Here is a 17213-nt window from a genome sequence, read left to right as displayed (position 1 = left end):
GATGGCTCAGTAATTCCTACTTGACGCATTGGAATAATTGACTTATAGTTTTATTTTGTAAAAGAAAATAGAAAGGAGATTAGAATGAATACATTTCTAGTCATTATTAATATCATCGTATTTCTCATACTCTTATTTGGATTGTACATTATGCAGAAAAAACATGTGTCCTTTTCAAAACGAGTTTTCACTGGATTAGGCTTAGGCCTTGTACTTGGTCTTATTATTCAATTAATCTATGGAGCAACATCTGAGGTAACAACGACTACTATCGATTGGTTTAACATTGTCGGCAGCGGTTATGTGAAACTATTGCAAATGATCGTCATGCCGCTTGTGTTTGTTTCCATTGTCGGAGCGTTTACTAAGCTAAAGCTGACGAAAAACATCGGGAAAATCAGCTTCCTGGTGATCGGAATTTTACTTGGAACAACTGCGATTTCAGCCGCTATTGGTATAGGCTCTGCTTTAGGCTTTGGCCTTGATGGCATGGAGTTAACTGCAGGTGAGGCAGAACAGGCCCGCAATGCAGAAATAGAAGAAAAAGTTGTTGGGGTACAAGATATGACAATCCCGCAACAAATCATCGAGCTGTTCCCTGCAAATCCGTTTCAAGATTTAACAGGTGCCCGTCCAACTTCTACGATTGCGGTTGTTATTTTTGCATCAATCGTAGGTATGGCTTATCTTGGAGTAAAACGTAAGGAACCAGAGCATGGTGAGTTTTTTGCCAAGATTATTGATACTCTATACACAATGACGATGAGAATTGTGACACTCATTCTTCGGCTGACACCTTATGGAATTCTTGCGATTATCACAAAGGTTACAGCAACAAGTGATTATGCAGCAATTGTGAAATTAGGAAAGTTTGTCATTGCATCCTATGTTGCGTTAATCGCAATGTTTATTGTACATCTTCTCTTAATAGCGCTTGTGAAGCTAAGTCCGGTAAAGTATGTGAAAAAAGGCTTGCCTACATTAACGTTTGCCTTTACTTCACGTACAAGTGCAGGTACTTTACCTTTGAATATAAAAACACAAACAGAGGGATTTGGTGTATCAGAGGGAATCGCTAACTTTGCAGGTTCATTTGGACTCTCAATCGGGCAAAATGGCTGCGCCGGAATCTATCCAGCAATGCTGGCAGTAATGGTTGCTCCTTCAGTTGGTATCGATCCGACAAGTCCTGGATTTATTGCTACCCTTATTTTAGTCGTAGCTATTAGCTCATTCGGAGTTGCAGGGGTCGGGGGTGGTGCAACATTTGCTGCACTCATCGTCTTATCGATCTTAAATCTTCCAATTGCAATTGTCGGTCTTTTAATCTCAGTTGAGCCATTAATTGACATGGGACGTACTGCATTAAATGTCAGCGGAAGTATGACAGCAGGCGTTCTTACAGCAAAAGCAACAGGTGAGTTAGATAAAGAGACTTACAAGCAAGCGGAGATCATGGAAGCTTAATCAGATAAAAAATACGAGAAGAGGCTGTCTCACAAAGGTTTAACCCTTTGGTCTAGAGATAGCCTCTTTTTATAGGAGAAAAAATGTTGGATTGTAACAGATCCTGGGAAAATTTATTTCAGTCGATTGCTAAATTAATCATTCTTATGATTTGATACAGGGTTTTTATTAGGTTTTGGAAGCAAATTCTTTAATTTATTTTTTAAATAATCCTTCACGAGATCACGTTTCCGCTTTTGTCGTTTGTGACGATTTCTCAAGTAAGCCACCACCCTAGTATAAGTTTACCTATTTCTTTTATTATAACGCTTATTTAATAAATAATCTAATTGCCCTAAACTGTTAAGAGTATTTTCTGAATCCTATCGGTTTTAGAAAAGAAGATCTCCCTATTTGAATGGGGATTTCATCATAGGATAATTGGATTGAATTAACAAAAAAGTAATCAAATTTATTCTCTTTTTTACATATATGAAATAGTGGCTATGGATTCATTTGATATTCTCTTTTAGAAAAAGTTTTATAGGAGGAGTTTAGCTTATGAGAATAGGTAATAAAAAAAGTGGTAAAGGTAAAATTGGAAAGGTATTGTTTATTTCGGCAATTGCGTTTATGATGATTTTCCAATTAGATCTAAGCAACAAATCATATGCCAAAGAACACGGTACCACAGTAAACGTAAAGGTGATGTCCTTTAACATTCATCATGCTGAAGGAATTGACGGTGTCTTGGATCTGGAACGAATTGCTAAAATCATTGAAGATGCAGATGCTGAAATTATTGGTTTACAGGAAGTGGACAACCATTGGTCCGAGCGAAGCAACTTTCAAGATCAGGCAAAATGGCTGGCAGAACGCCTTGGAATGTATTATACATATGCTGCAAACCTTGATCGTGATCCATTAAATGAAGGAGATCCCCGCCGTCAGTATGGGACAGCCATTTTAAGTAAATATCCGATCATCTCATCTGAAAACCACCTTTTAACGAAAATAGGCAATACAGAGCAGCGCGGCCTGCTGGATGCAATGATCAATGTAAAAGGGAATCACCTTCACTTCTTTAATACTCATCTTGCCTTAACTTCAGCAGAACGAGAAATACAGGTTAATGAAATTCATGCTATTGCCAGTCAAGTAAAAGGTCCAAAGGTCATCATGGGGGATTTAAATGCTGTTCCTGAAAGCAATGAAATGAAGCCAATGCGCGAAAATTATCTCGATGTCTTTTCAAATGCAGCCAATGCGAACACATATCCTGCTGAAAATCCAACGAAACGAATTGATTATATTTTTACATCCAAAGATGTTGAAACAGTAAAGACTCAAGTAATTGAAACTTTTGTATCTGACCATCTTCCAATCACAGCAGAAATTGTATTGGATCGTGAAGAACCGTTTTATAATGGAAATAAGTAACCAAGCTTAGTGTGAAAGATCCTACCTGAGAAAAATCGGTAGGATCTTCTTTTGTTAAAAATATGAAATTCGTTTACGATCTTGTAATCTAGCAACTTTAGTTTTTACCTATCTGTAAATGAAAATTAATACTATTTTGGTATTTTTTAATAGTAGTTTATAAGAGAAGGAGATGCACAAATTTGAAAAAAACAAAATGGCTATCAGTGATTGGAGCTCTAGCAATTGGAGTCAGTTTAACGGTAAGTGCAGGAACGGTGTCAGCAAAAGAGAAATATAAGGAAATCGTCAATGTTTCCCACCGCGGAGCTTCTGGACATGCACCAGAACATACGATTACCGCTTATAAAATGGGAGAAAAAATGCACGGTGACTATATTGAAGTTGATTTGCAGATGACTAGCGACGGAAAGCTAATCGCCATGCATGATGAAACAGTTGACCGTACAACAAACGGAACTGGACTTGTAAAAGATTATACATTGGAAGAAATTAAGCAGTTGGATGCCGGCAGCTGGTTTAATGAAAAATACCCGGAATATGCAAACCCTGACTATGCTGGATTAAAAGTGCCAACACTTGAAGAGGTCTTCAAAACGTTTGGAAAAAACAAAAACTATTATATTGAAACGAAATCCCCTGATGTCTATCCAGGTATGGAAAAAGAGCTTTTGCGTCTAATTAATGAATATGACATCAACAAAGATACCTTGCTTGTTCAATCTTTTAGTGCAGAGAGCCTGAAAACAATGCACGAGCTTGATCCATCTGTAAAGCTTGTTCAGCTGCTTTCATATCGAAGCAATGCAGTGATTACTGATTCTGAAATTGCAGCGATAAAAGAATACGCATTGGGCGTTGGACCAAACCATACGTATTTAAATGAGGAATATGTTCAAAAGGTAGTTAAGAGCGGCTTGGAAATTCACCCGTATACGGTAAATGATAAGGAAACAATGAGTAAGCTAATTGACTGGGGTGTAACAGGTATGTTTACAAACTTCCCGGACAGGCTTCATGAAGTGAAAAAAGGTAAATAAATTTACTGAATCCATTCAAAAAACTCAAGTATATAGAGCTTGAGTTTTTTCACTCTTTCTATAATCATGATGGTCGATGAGTAGATTATTAGAGTTTCTCTCAGCTTACAAGATATAATGATAATGACTATAATGGTAAAAACTGAGAAGGAGAGGAAGTAGAACATGACAAAGCAAACACGGATTGGAAAAACAGATTTAGTTGTGGGTCCGATCGGACTTGGGACAAACGCTGTAGGGGGTCATAATCTTTATCCTAATTTAAACGAAGAAGCTGGTAAAGATTTGGTTCGAGCAGCGATCAATCATGGCGTAAACTTCTTAGATACTGCTTTTATTTATGGACCAGGACGTTCAGAGGAACTAGTAGGAGAAGTAATAAAAGAATCTGGTAAGCGTCATGAACTCATTCTTGCCACAAAAGGAGCACACAAGTTTGTCGGTGACGATGTTGTCATAGATAACTCACCTGCCTTTTTAAAACAAGCCGTTGAAGATAGTTTGAAAAGGCTGCAGACAGATTACATAGATTTATTTTACATTCATTTTCCGGATCAAGATACACCTAAGGATGAAGCAGTTGGTGCCTTAAAACAGCTGAAAGACGAAGGGAAAATTAGAGCGATTGGCGTATCGAACTTTACAATTGAGCAATTAAAAGAAGCAAATAAAGATGGCTATGTGGATGTATTACAAGGAAATTACAATTTGCTTCAGCGTGAAGCCGAGCAAGATTTCTTCCCATATACAAACGAACATAAAATTTCATTTATTCCTTATTTTCCTTTAGCAGCAGGTTTATTAGCTGGTAAATACAATAAGGATATGACATTCAATGATTTGCGCAAAGATATGCCACACCTCCAAGGGGACGAGTTTGCAAAAAATCTTGAAAAGGTAGAACAAATCCGTAAAATTGCTGATGCGAAAAACGCAGAAGTGGCACATGTTGTTCTAGCCTGGTATTTAACACGTGAAACAATTGACGTCGTGATTCCTGGAGCGAAAAGAGCAGAGCAAGTATTAGATAATTTAAAAACGTTGGATGTTCAACTGACCGAAGCAGAAGTGAATGAAATTGATCGAATCTTTAAATAGATTGATTACTTCTACATAAAACTAACGAAATAGCTGCCGCAAATAGCAGCTATTTTGAGTTTAATAGGAAATAAGAACATACCTGATCAACTGATAGTCCATGTTTTGCGGTAAATGAGGAGAAGATACCCTATTATATCCCTACTTTCTCTAGATGATCATAAGAAGAAAGACCTACTGCCGAAAACTAAAATTATGGAAATATCCCTATTCTTCCAAAATCAGAAAAATGAGATAATCATCTTAAGAAAGCGTTTGCTCAATTTTATAATTGCAAACGCTTTCTAAAATAATTGTCGAAAAGGGGGATTTAGGTGAGAGGCAAGCGAAGGATAAAGTTAAAAAGGAGTATTAGTTTTGCAGCTATTTTTTTCTTATTTGCGCAAACGTTTGCAGGGATAGGAGTGGTAAATCCAATGCCAACAAAAGCAGAAGAAAGAGTTGTAACACTAGTCGGTAATTTACAGGATGAACTTGGGGGAGCAGGAGAATGGAGTCCAGAAGATCCTACAACTAGGATGACGTTAATGGAGAACGGAAATTATAAGTTGACTGGAACATTGCCTGCTGGAAACTATGAATATAAAATTGCGATTAATGGCTCCTGGGAGGAAAACTATGGATTAAATGGGACGCCAAATGGCGAGAATTACAAGCTATTCCTCGATCAAGAGAAACAAGTGACCTTTATTTATGATGATCAAACACATAATGTAACCATTCCTGTTGAACTCCCAGATGATCAAAAGCCACGAATTGTTGGCGATATCCAGCCTGAGCTTCAAGCTGGTGGAGAATGGGCGCCAAATGAATCAAACGCAATCTTAAACGATGAGGATCTTGACAATATTTATTCATTTACAGCACATGTTCCGAAAGGTAAGCATGAATTTAAAATTGTGTTGGGAAACAGCTGGGAGGCACCGGCATACCCGGAGAACAACTTTGTTTTGAATGTGGTAAAAGATGCAACGATTACGTTCTTTTATAATCATGATACAAAGGATGTGTACACCGATTATGATTCTGGTTTGCCAGACGGCAATGTCCAAGGGGATAAACTGGTACATGATACATGGGATCAAGCTTTCAGGTCACCATTCGGAGCTGTGAAGGCGGGAGAGCTGGTAAAGCTTCGTTTCCAGGCGAAGAAAGGCGATTTAACAGGAGCCAAAGTTGTTCTAAAAAACTATCAGTCTGGGAACACCATGATGGTTGAAATGAAAAATGCGGGATGGGTAGAACATAGCGGCACGCCTGTTGAGTTTTGGGAAGCAAGGGTTAAACCGGAGGAAAAAGGGGTTTACGGCTATAAATTTATTGCCAGTGACGGAGAAGCGCAAAGGGAATACGGTGAAGATATTCAAGAAGGCGGCAAAGGAACAGCATCAGACTCTAATGCAGGTTTCTTCCAAATGACCGTGTATGACTCAGCGTATAAAACGCCTGATTGGATGAAGGAATCCATTGTTTATCAAATTTTCCCGGATCGCTTTTTCAATGGTAATAAACAGAATGATGAGGCAAAGGAAACAGCTAGAGGAACAGAGCCGATTGAGCATCAAGAATGGAGCGAGCTCCCTGATAATCCTCGTGAAGCAGCTACTGAAGGATATGATGGTGATGAAATATGGTCAAATGATTTCTTTGGCGGAGATCTTGCCGGCATTCAAAAGAAACTCGACTATATTCAATCATTAGGGGTAAATACGCTCTATTTAAATCCAATTGCCCATGCAGCCTCCAACCATAAATATGATGCGACAGATTACAAAGCCATTGACCCAATGTTCGGTACACCAGAGGAATTTAAAGCTTTTACAAAAGAATTAAAGAAGCGAAAAATGCATTTGATTCTGGATGGTGTATTTAACCACGTCGGAGATGATTCGATTTACTTTGATCGTTATGGAAAATACAAAACAGTTGGTGCGTATGAATATTGGTCAGCGATTTATGATCTGGTCAATAAAGGTGTAACAGTAGAGGAAGCGAAAAAACAAGTAGAAGAAAAATTTAAAGCTGAGGGACAAGTCTTTAGCCCCTATGGATTCCATAACTGGTTCAACATTGAAAATGAGAAAGTGAATGGAGTTTATAAATATCAGGCATGGTGGGGCTTCGATTCTTTGCCTGAAATCAAATCGATTCCAGGAGAAGCGGTAAACTATGACTCTGAGCTAAACAATAAGCAATTTGCAAACTATATTATGTATGACGAACATTCTGCTGCCAAAACATGGCTTGAACGTGGAGCATCTGGCTGGCGTTTGGATGTAGCTAATGAAGTAGATCCAGAGTTTTGGCGGGAATTCCGTGAAGAATTAAAAACAGGAAAGAAAAATGATCCGCTTATTCTTGGTGAAATTTGGGATGATGCGTCCAAATACTTCCTTGGTGATTTGTACGATTCGGTAATGAATTATCGTTTTCGCGGCGCACTGATTGATTACTTGAAAAATGGCAATGCCGAAGGGGCGCAAAATCAGCTGAATGCTATTTACGAGGATTATCCTAAAGAAGCATTTTACGCCTTAATGAACTTAATGGGCTCACATGATACACCTCGTGCAGCGTTTGTTTTAGGGAATGGAACAGATACCTTTGAACGTGCCGAGCATGATAAAAATTATGATCATGAATTAGGGGTTAAGCGTTTGAAGCTTGCGGCGATCCTGCAAATGGGCTATGCCGGAGCACCAACTGTCTATTATGGAGATGAAGCGGGAGTAACCGGCTCAAAGGATCCCGATGACCGCCGAACATACCCTTGGGGAAGTGAAGACAAGGATTTAATTAAACACTACCAAGCAGTTGGAAAGGTTAGAACAAACTTTCATCAATTATTTAGCTATGGTGATTTACAACACTTATATGCAAAAGGAGATGTTCTTGCTTTTTCTCGTTCAAATAAAAAGAATGCGGCTATTGTGATCACCAACCGCAGCAACGAGGAAAAGACTGTTGAGCTTAAGGTAGAAGACTTACTGATTAATGGAATAAGCTTAACCGACCAGCTTGATAAAGCATATAAGGCAGTCTCAAAGGATGGAAAACTAACAATCAATATTCCAGCGATGAGCGGGCGCATGCTTGTGACAGATAAAGAGCAAAATCTGAAAAAACCAGCCCCTGTTACAAACGTAACAGCAGTAGAGGGAAGTCACTCGGTTAGCCTGAAGTGGAAAGGTGACGCAAAGAAATATGTCATTTACCAAACAACCATTTCTGGTGCATTTTATGAAAAAGTGAAGGAAACGTCCTCGACGAACGTAAGCATTGATGGCTTAGACAATGGCCGCAACTATTATTTTGCTGTTGTTGCCCTTGATAAAAACGGCAATGAATCGGTGAAAACCGAAACAAAGAAGGCTGTTATCCCGCATGTACCCCTAACAGATGGGAATTACACAATCGATCATCTTACAGATCTTGAAGCAGGTGTAATCGATCTTGCGAAGCCGCAATCTGTTTCCGCCGGGATGTTTATTAAAGGAGAGACAGACACAAACCATGCTGAAGGCTTACAGGCAAAACTTGAGGTAAAACAGCCGGGGAATGAAAACTGGACAGCCTATAAGGCGATATATGTTGATCAAAAAGATACATTCAATGTATTTAATGCAAGCTTCCTGCCCTTACTGGAAGGAAAATACGAATACCGCTTTGCCTTCTCAACCGACCTTGGTCGTAATTGGGTATTAAGTGAGACGAAGTCTGTGACCTTTGCAAAGGGTGACGATATGACAGCACCTGCCGACAAAGTCATTCTTAAGCAGCCTGCACAGGAATCTGGACAGGTCAATCTTTTATGGGAGGTTGAAGGTAAAACAGATCCATACATGGCTGTCATAATCCGGGACGGAGAAATGATCGATCAAATCGTTGATCCGGAAAGAAAGTCATACAAAGACTTCAATGTTACAAATGGAACATCATATACCTACGAAGTTCATTTATATGATCAAGCGGGAAACTCAGTAAAATCTAATGCCATTTCTGTTACACCTGACCTCGTAACGGTAAAGGTAACATTTAAAGTAAATGCACCATCTTACACACCACAAGGCGCTACTGTTACGATACCGGGCAGCAAAAACGGCTGGAACACCGGGGCCTGGACCATGACCCGCGCTGGTGCTGTCACGAATGACTACGAATATACCATTGAAGCACAGGAAGGCGAAGTGCTAACCTACAAATACGTAAAAAATGAGTCCTGGGACCAAGAGGGATTAGCTGATCACACACCTGCTAATCCAAATGATGATGATGTTAGCTATTATGGATATGGTGCCCAAGGAACAGATTTATCGATCGTCGTAACAAACCAAGGCGGGAATCAAATGGTTGTACAAGATAAAATCCTTCGCTGGATCGATCAGCCTGTCGTTATCACTTCACATACCGATGGCCAAACCGTCTCATCTGACAGTATTACCCTGCAGGGAAATGCCATAAAAGAAGGTGTCCTTACTATAAATGGTGAAAAGGTAATGATGAAAGATGATATGACATTTTCTCATCATGTCGGATTAAAAGAAGGTGAGAATAAATTGTCCATTCATATTGAGCCATCAGAGGAAAATAAATCGAACATTTTTATGAATGATGGCACGGCTATTGCAAAGAATACGAAAACCATTGAGTTTACGGTTGTTAAGAACTGAGGGCAAAAGCCTTAGCTAAGATATAGAGCTTGTAAACATGGTTCTTATAAGGATCAGTTTACAGGCTATTTTTATTTATACTCTGTAAAATAAAAATAGGTGGAAAGAATAATTAACACTTCTTCGATTATCTTTCGCTTGTTTCAAAAACTATGAGAAAATGTTCTTATAATGAAGAAAATGAAATATAAAGGAGAGCTAAAAGATGGCGAATATCAAATTTGAAATACAAGAAAAGGTTGGCATTATTTCCGATGGTGCTAAAGGGTGGAAGAAGGAGCTGAATCTTATCAGCTGGAATGGCCGTGATCCAAAATATGATTTGCGTGATTGGGATGAAAACAATGAAAAAATGGGCAAAGGGATTACGTTATCGAAGGATGAGCTGATTCAATTAAGGGAAATTCTGAATGGGATGAATTTATAATAAATTAGATTATTGATAGAAAAGCGCGACAGCCTTGGTTGAAAGCTTCGCGCTTTTTGTGTGTCATCTTTTCAAAATCGTTTTCTTCGATTGCGGATGAATGCCGGAATTTTTAACTCTTCCTCGGGATCTAGTTCTTGGTCATAAGCTGGAAGAGGATCTCTAGTATCTCTTTCCTCTAGTTGTACAGGTTGTTCATTTGAATAGTGAGTAGGTTTTGCTTCTGCCACTGGTTTTTGTGGCGCTTTTTCTGTTGGTGACTCTTGTTCTGTAAAACCGGTAGCGATGACAGTGACGATGATTTCATCTTTTAAGTTATCGTTGATGACCGAGCCAAAAATCATATTTAAATCCTCATGTGCAGCAGATGAAACCATATCCGCTGCCTCCTGAACCTCATAAAGGCTTAAATTTCGTCCACCGGTAATGTTCATGACAACTCCCTTTGCTCCATTAATGGATGTCTCTAGCAAAGGACTGTTTATTGCTTTTTGGGCAGCATTAGCAGCACGGTTTTCACCGGTAGCAATTCCAATTCCCATTAAAGCGGTTCCTTTTTGGGACATAACTGTTTTTACATCAGCAAAGTCAAGATTAATTAACCCAGGAATAGCAATTAGATCAGAGATTCCTTGAACACCCTGGCGAAGAACACTATCTGCTTCCCGGAAGGCATCCAGTATATGTGTTTTTCGATCAACAATTTCCAATAAGCGGTCGTTAGGAATAATGATTAAAGTGTCAACAGATTCTCTCATTTCATTAATACCTTTTGCTGCGTTTGCTGCTCGCTTGGTACCTTCAAATTTAAATGGTCTCGTCACAACCCCAATGGTCAAAGCGCCAAGATTACGGGATATTTCAGCTATAGCTGGTGCTGCCCCAGTGCCTGTACCACCGCCCATACCTGCCGTAACAAAAACCATGTCGGCTCCTTGTAACACTTCTTCGATCTGCTGCTTGCTTTCTTCCACGGCTCTTTTACCAACTTCCGGATTTGCTCCAGCTCCGAGACCTCTAGTTAATGCAGCACCGATCTGCATTCTAATCTCTGCTTTTGATTGATTAAGAGCTTGTGCATCTGTATTCACCGCAATAAACTCTACCCCTTCAACTCCGTCCTCAATCATACGGTTGACAGCGTTGTTTCCCCCGCCGCCTACACCGATCACTTTAATTGTTGCGAATTGATCAATAGCTATGTCGTAATCCAACATGTTCATTCCTCCTCAATCATCCAATGCCTTTATTTCACACTTTTTCAATGAAAAAACGTAGACTCTTAATAGTATTCGAAGTTTTTTGGCTATTTTTGTATGGTTTGCAGACTAAGATACTAGATATTTTCCTATTTTTTTCTGAGTACATAATACCAAGGAAAATTAATTGCAACTTGAAAGAAAAAGAGTCAAAGAACGATTTCTAAGCAATTCATGTTTTCAGTTAATGAAAGTGGTCTAATAACTGCTTAAGTAGCATGAACTGTCGGAACTGCAGGGATAGCCTGCTCAATTAGAGTACGTTAGAACTCTGTACGTAGGAATCTCGCGACTTTAGTCGTGAAAGGTTCATAAGGAGCGTATTTGGAATCTGATTTATCAGTGATGTCTAGTCGTAGGGATGGAGTCTGATCTAGTAATAGATTGCTATTTTAGGCACCATTCATGTTAATAAATACTATTTAATAATGAAGGAGAGTGTCCGCTGCAAGAATGTCATTTTTATCATCGAAAATAGATCATAAAAAAGAGGTTGGCTTTTGGAACCAACCTGGAAAATTAATAAGAATTGGATTCTTCACTCTGCTGCCCACTTCCTGCAGGAAACGAAACTCCCATCGTTCGTAAGGATTCTTTTGCTTGATTTAATGAAGATTCTGCTTGCTCTTGCCATTTGATAATGATTTGAATAAACCTTTTATATTGTGGACTTGCATTTTTCTCCATCGTTACTAATCCTTCACGTACTCCTTTATCCTGATTTTCAGCATTTCTTATACAGGAAACCATTGTTTCTATAATAGTTTGCTGTTGTTCACCATTAACAAGTCTTAGGGAAGAACCTACTGCCGTCACGCGGTGATAGGAAGCAGGTACAAGATGTTTGTGCATCTCTCGATTTCCCTTTAAATCTTTGGTTTCGGGTATATGAAAAAGTTCAGAGCTCATCGCACATACCATCTCTTCAGCGTATAAACTTTGAGATAACAAATTAAAAATCTGTCCCCAATTGTTAACACGATAAAAATAGTAAGGGTACGAAATAACCTCTCCTTTTTTGAAAATTGGAAACCCTCATCTCCATAGTTATGATAAAGTATTAAATTTAATGTCAATGTAAAGGACAGTGAATATTAAACCGTTTTTTCCGCCTTTATTCTTCTGAAAATCAAACGCTGATTTCATTTCACGTGCATCTAATATCGATTGTTGGGATTTATGATATTAATCATTTATGAATAATGCACCATATTTACATTTTTTTCTCTTGGTTCAACCAACGAACTAGTGCTTCTCAAATTGCATCGTGGGTCAGCCACAGTTTTTATAAATAGGCATATGAATCAGTAACAATACCCAGCCAGTGGTCATATTTTGTTGAGGAGAGTATTCGAAGTATTGATTGAATTTCTGTTGCACAGTAGTTTTTGTTCTGTTCCCTTTTATGTAGTTGGCATAACTTATTAATTTAAATACGGAGGTAAGAAAATGAATAATTTTCAAAATGAACTTCAAAAGTTGAATGTTGGTGATTTTCAGGCGAACGAAGCCATTCCTTGGGACCCAAACCAACACTATACTGACCAAGATCAACGATTTGGTATTTTTTTCCGTTGTTTTAGTTGTTTTACTTGTTTTAACTGTTTTAACTGTTTTAACTGTTTTAACTGCTTTAATTGCTTCAATTGCTTTAATTGTTTTCGTTGTTCTAATTGCTTTCGTTGCGGTGGTAATTGCGGGGGCCGTTGCGGAGGCCGTTGTGGCGGGGGCCGTTGCGGCGGTCGATAATTCTGGTATTCGAACGAAAAAAGTGGTTACCAATAGAGAAATGCCCCTGCATAAGTTGCAGGGGTTTTCTCTAAAAGATTAGACATAAGAGACAAATTACGGTACATAGGATGATAGTAGAAATGGAAATGTTGCTATTAGTTTAGAGGACAGCTCACGGATAAGGAGGAGCGGAATGACAAATTTGAACCCTTCTATGCGTCTGAAAGTGAAAAGGGACACCTTTTTTCTCCCTGATCCAAACAGCGGTGTGTATTTTCGAAATAATGTAAGTTCATTCCATATGAAAGGAAGTACGATAGATCAGTGGGTTAAAAAGCTGCTACCAATGTTCAATGGAGAGTACACGTTGGGGAATTTGACAAACGGATTGCCGGGTCCATATCGAGAACGTGTGTATGAAATTGCAGAAGTACTGTATAAAAATGGGTTTGTTCGGGATGTTAGTCAAGACCGTCCGCATCAATTGGCGGATCAGGTTCTTAAAAAGTATGCTTCTCAAATTGAATTTTTGGAAGGTTTCGGTGATTCTGGTGCATACCGTTTTCAATCCTATCGTCTGACCAAAGTGCTGGCGATCGGCTCTGGGCCATTTTTAGTCTCGTTGGTTTCTTCATTAATTGAATCCGGATTGCCTAAGTTCCATGTACTGATAACGGATTCAGTACCGACCAATCGGCTTCGGTTAGAAGAATTGGTGGTACATGCCCGTAAAACGGACTCAGAGGTAGCAGTTGAAGAGGTTATCCTGAAAAAGGATGGCGAGATTTCTTGGAAGGAGATCGTGCAGCCGTTTGACTCGATTTTGTATGTATCACAAGAAGGAGATGTAGAGGAATTACGAGTTCTTCATAAGATTTGCAGGGAAGAGAGAAAGCTGTTACTCCCTGCTATATTTCTGCACCAGGTAGGTTTGGCAGGTCCCCTGATTCATCCGGATTCTGAAGGATGTTGGGAGTCTGCGTGGCGTAGCATCCATCATTCCGTGTTATTTAATGACAAGCAATTTTACAGCTTCACTTCTACAGCTGGAGCGATGTTGGCCAATGTGATTGTATTTGAATTATTTAAACACGTTACGAAAGTTACTGAATCAGAACAGAGGTATCAATTCTTCCTGCTTAATATAGATACATTAGAAGGAAATTGGCATTCGTTTATGCCTCATCCGTTAGTGACCGGACGTGTTACAGCTGAATGGATTCAAGATCTTGATTTACACCTCAAACAGAGTTCAAAAAGAGAAGATCCGAGTGGGTTGCTTCTGTACTTTAGCCAGCTTACATCGGCGGAATCAGGTATTTTTCATCTTTTGGAGGAAGAGGATTTAAAGCAATTACCATTGGCACAGTGCCGTGTTCAGGCAGTTGACCCGTTGTCAGAAGGACCTGCAGAGCTGTTGCCAAGCATTGTCTGTACTGAACTGACACATGTAAATGCACGGAAAGAAGCGGGGCTATCTGGAATTGAAGCGTATGTTTCGCGAATGAGCGATTTGCTCGTCACGTCTCTTCCTCCACATCAGAGCTCAGTGGGGAGTATCGTAAAAGGCGAGGAATTTGTTAGTATCGGAGCGGGCGAAACAATGGCAGAGGGAGTTTGCCGTGGATTGCAAAAGTGTTTGACAGCAGAACTGTGCAAACAACTGGTCGAACAGAAGAATGTTGTCTCACGTGTGAAGTTAAGTAATATTGAAGATGAATATTGCAGGTATTATTTACAGGCACTATCCACGATGCAGGGGACACCGATTATCGGCTTAGGAAAGGAAGTGTGCGGATTCCCTGCGGTATGGGTCTGTACGAATAATCGCTGGTATGGCAGCGTAGGTTTAAATACAACATTATCGTTGCAAAAAGCGTTACAACTTGCGCTTACCAATGGGGATAATCAAGTGATACAACCGTTGGCTGATTCTGATGTATTTCTGATAGATAAGGAACCACAGAGCCTTGTCATTCGAAGTAGTGAAGAAATACCCCAGTCCGAGGTCTTGCAGACCGCCTTTCAAGTCTTAGAACGGAACCGTAAGCGACTCTTGGTTTTCGAATTAGCATTGGAACCATTTTTGAATAAGGGAATAGTAGGTGTGTATGGTATGGTGCTGCGAGAGGGGGAATCTCGGTGAGTGCAGTCGTATTGGTTGTCGGAGAAGGAATATTAGCTAACCATGTGTGTGAAAAATTGTCAGCCCAATACGAGGTAATTCATTATATTGATTTTGAGGCAGGAGTACCTGATGAGACTGATTTAGTTCTAGTGCTGCACGATGCCTGGAATTCTCTCCTTCAACAAAAAGCAGAAGAGGTGCTACGTCCAACCGGCATCCCCTGGCTGCGAGGCTTTGTTTCATTTGGAGAAGGTGTAGTCGGGCCGCTAGTACACTCGGATGCACAGGGGTGTACTCAATGTGCAGACATGCGAATTCTCATGGCAGGTCGTGACCGTAAAGAGATGTGGGGAATTGGACAGAGGCTAGCTGAGGAAGGAGGAATGTCACGTGACACTTGGGCATCGAGTACAGGACTTTTACAAATTGCCTGCCTGATTTGTGCGGAGGTACAGAAAATAGTGCAAGGTGATGAGGTGCACTCGAAGGGACAGGTATTTTTAATCAACTTAAAAACATTAAAGGGTTCATGGCATGCTTTTCTGCCAGATCCGTTATGCCCGGTTTGCAGCCAATTACCTGATGATTCACCTTCTGCGGCCCGAATTTCACTAAAACCAAGTCCAAAAATAAAAGGCAGTTACCGCTGTCGTTCGATGGACGAACTTAATAAAGTTTTAGTGAAAGACTATCTGGATCAACGGACGGGTATTTTGAATGGGAAAATGTATGACCTCATACCTCCTTTTGCTGATGTAGGTGTTAATTTGCCGTTATTCTCCGGGGACGAGGGTGTAGCAGGTCGGACTCATTCATACGCCAATAGCGAGTTAACCGCCATTTTGGAGGGCTTGGAGAGAGCCTGCGGTATAGCACCCCGTGGTAAACGGACGGTGGTATATGACAGTTACCGTAATCTGAAAGATCAAGCGCTCAATCCGATTAAAGTAGGGGTGCATGCGAAGGAACAGTATGCACGGCCAGATTTTCCATTTGAACAGTTTAACCCTGATCGTCCAATAAATTGGGTATGGGGTTATTCGTTATTGCAAGAGCGTCCAATTTTGGTTCCTGAGTTGCTTGCTTATTACAGCTTGGGATGTGGAAATGGATTTGTCTATGAAACTTCTAACGGATGTGCATTGGGAGGAAGTTTGGAGGAAGCGATTTTCTACGGTATTTTGGAAGTGGTGGAACGTGATTCATTCCTAATGACTTGGTACGCAAAGCTGCCCCTCCCTCGTCTTGACCCTTTTTCGGCTAACGATCAAGAATTGCAGTTGATGATCGACCGTGTGCGGGCAATAGGAGGATATGATCTGCATTTTTATAATTCGACAATGGAGCACGGAATTCCAAGCATTTGGGCGATGGCAAAAAACAGAAAGGAAAAGGGATTAAATATCATCTGTGCAGCCGGAGCTCATTTAGATCCAGTACGAGCGGCAAAAAGCACGGTTCACGAAATGGCTGCCATGATGCTAACTCTTGATGAGAAATTAGAGACAAATCAGGAGGAGTTTATGCGAATGCTCCAAGATTCTTCCCTGGTAAAGAAAATGGATGATCATGGTATGTTGTACGGTTTACCACAAGCAGAAGAGCGACTACAGTTTTTACTAGACGATAATCGTCCATTGCGAGCGTTTGATGAGGAATTCAAGTGGAAGTCGAATCATGAAGATCTGACTGAGGACCTAAAGGACATTCTTCAGAAGTTTCGTCAATTGAACCTCGATGTAATAGTGGTGGATCAGTCGACTTCAGAAACGAAACGAAACGGGCTTCATTGCGTGAAAGTGCTTATTCCGGGAATGCTGCCAATGACATTCGGACATCACCTTACGAGAGTAACTGGGCTGGAGAGGGTGTTACGGGTACCAATGGAACTTGGATATACGCAGCAACCGCTGAGAATTGAACAGCTTAATCCATATCCACATCCGTTTCCATAAGCGGTAACTAGGAGGGCAG

General features: G+C 40.1%; 12 protein-coding genes. 8 read left to right on the top strand and 4 right to left on the bottom strand.

Annotated features, from left to right (window positions below; all coding sequences use genetic code 11):
* Window positions 1–84 precede the first annotated feature (84 nt).
* Window positions 85–1467 (top strand): L-cystine transporter, encoded by a 1383-nt coding sequence (locus ACSVDH_RS22195; RefSeq protein WP_299092809.1) that lies wholly within the window; start codon window positions 85–87, stop codon window positions 1465–1467.
* 134 nt (window positions 1468–1601) lie between these two features.
* Here ACSVDH_RS22195 and ACSVDH_RS22190 read toward each other — a convergent pair whose 3' ends face one another.
* Window positions 1602–1727 carry a hypothetical protein gene (locus tag ACSVDH_RS22190; RefSeq protein ID WP_299092808.1) on the bottom strand — a complete coding sequence of 42 codons (126 nt, stop codon included), beginning with the start codon at window positions 1725–1727 and terminating at the stop codon, window positions 1602–1604.
* A 280-nt stretch (window positions 1728–2007) separates the two neighbouring features.
* Here ACSVDH_RS22190 and ACSVDH_RS22185 point away from each other — a divergent pair, with 280 nt between their 5' ends.
* The 5 genes from ACSVDH_RS22185 to ACSVDH_RS22165 all read left to right on the top strand — a co-directional run bounded on the left by ACSVDH_RS22185 (window position 2008) and on the right by ACSVDH_RS22165 (window position 10121).
* A complete protein-coding gene (locus tag ACSVDH_RS22185) occupies window positions 2008–2886 on the top strand; it encodes an endonuclease/exonuclease/phosphatase family protein (protein WP_439251842.1) in 879 nt (292 codons plus the stop codon).
* Between the two features lie 182 nt (window positions 2887–3068).
* On the top strand, window positions 3069–3926 hold the full coding sequence (locus ACSVDH_RS22180) for a glycerophosphodiester phosphodiesterase (protein ID WP_439251843.1): 858 nt from the start codon (window positions 3069–3071) through the stop codon (window positions 3924–3926).
* A gap of 165 nt (window positions 3927–4091) precedes the next feature.
* Complete coding sequence (locus ACSVDH_RS22175; RefSeq protein WP_439251844.1) at window positions 4092–5024, top strand: aldo/keto reductase; 933 nt, start codon at window positions 4092–4094, stop codon at window positions 5022–5024.
* A 314-nt stretch (window positions 5025–5338) separates the two neighbouring features.
* Window positions 5339–9694 carry an alpha-amylase family glycosyl hydrolase gene (locus ACSVDH_RS22170; RefSeq protein WP_439251845.1) on the top strand — a complete coding sequence of 1452 codons (4356 nt, stop codon included), beginning with the start codon at window positions 5339–5341 and terminating at the stop codon, window positions 9692–9694.
* A 205-nt stretch (window positions 9695–9899) separates the two neighbouring features.
* Complete coding sequence (locus ACSVDH_RS22165; RefSeq protein ID WP_299092800.1) at window positions 9900–10121, top strand: YdbC family protein; 222 nt, start codon at window positions 9900–9902, stop codon at window positions 10119–10121.
* A 71-nt stretch (window positions 10122–10192) separates the two neighbouring features.
* On the opposite strand, the gene ftsZ is transcribed toward ACSVDH_RS22165, so the two are convergent.
* The 3 genes from ftsZ to ACSVDH_RS22150 form a co-directional block, all read right to left on the bottom strand.
* Window positions 10193–11338 (bottom strand): cell division protein FtsZ, encoded by a 1146-nt coding sequence (gene ftsZ / locus ACSVDH_RS22160; RefSeq protein WP_439251846.1) that lies wholly within the window; start codon window positions 11336–11338, stop codon window positions 10193–10195.
* 561 nt (window positions 11339–11899) lie between these two features.
* Entirely contained in the window at window positions 11900–12289 is a 390-nt protein-coding gene (locus ACSVDH_RS22155) for a hypothetical protein (protein WP_439251847.1), read from the bottom strand.
* Between the two features lie 363 nt (window positions 12290–12652).
* Complete coding sequence (locus ACSVDH_RS22150) at window positions 12653–13162, bottom strand: hypothetical protein (protein WP_439251848.1); 510 nt, start codon at window positions 13160–13162, stop codon at window positions 12653–12655.
* A 142-nt stretch (window positions 13163–13304) separates the two neighbouring features.
* Between ACSVDH_RS22150 and ACSVDH_RS22145 the strand changes: the two genes are divergently transcribed.
* On the top strand, window positions 13305–15257 hold the full coding sequence (locus ACSVDH_RS22145; RefSeq protein WP_439251849.1) for a putative thiazole-containing bacteriocin maturation protein: 1953 nt from the start codon (window positions 13305–13307) through the stop codon (window positions 15255–15257).
* On the top strand, window positions 15254–17194 hold the full coding sequence (locus ACSVDH_RS22140) for a TOMM precursor leader peptide-binding protein (RefSeq protein WP_439251850.1): 1941 nt from the start codon (window positions 15254–15256) through the stop codon (window positions 17192–17194). Before ACSVDH_RS22145 ends, ACSVDH_RS22140 begins: the two co-directional genes overlap by 4 nt.
* Window positions 17195–17213: the final 19 nt, after the last annotated feature.

The organism is Metabacillus sp. Hm71 (assembly GCF_051842955.2).
Lineage (GTDB): Bacteria > Bacillota > Bacilli > Bacillales > Bacillaceae > Metabacillus.
The sequence above is the reverse complement of the archived record's forward strand: the minus strand, read 5'-3'. Positions and strand labels throughout refer to the sequence as shown.

Bases quoted from the DNA above. Each gene is read 5' to 3' on its own strand.
- ACSVDH_RS22165 (WP_299092800.1), top strand. From the start codon at position 9,900: ATGGCGAATATCAAATTTGAAATACAAGAAAAGGTTGGCATTATTTCC.
- ACSVDH_RS22195 (WP_299092809.1), top strand. From the start codon at position 85: ATGAATACATTTCTAGTCATTATTAATATCATCGTATTTCTCATACTC.
- ftsZ (WP_439251846.1), bottom strand. From the start codon at position 11,338: ATGTTGGATTACGACATAGCTATTGATCAATTCGCAACAATTAAAGTG.
- ACSVDH_RS22145 (WP_439251849.1), top strand. From the start codon at position 13,305: ATGACAAATTTGAACCCTTCTATGCGTCTGAAAGTGAAAAGGGACACC.
- ACSVDH_RS22155 (WP_439251847.1), bottom strand. From the start codon at position 12,289: ATGAGCTCTGAACTTTTTCATATACCCGAAACCAAAGATTTAAAGGGA.
- ACSVDH_RS22175 (WP_439251844.1), top strand. From the start codon at position 4,092: ATGACAAAGCAAACACGGATTGGAAAAACAGATTTAGTTGTGGGTCCG.
- ACSVDH_RS22185 (WP_439251842.1), top strand. From the start codon at position 2,008: ATGAGAATAGGTAATAAAAAAAGTGGTAAAGGTAAAATTGGAAAGGTA.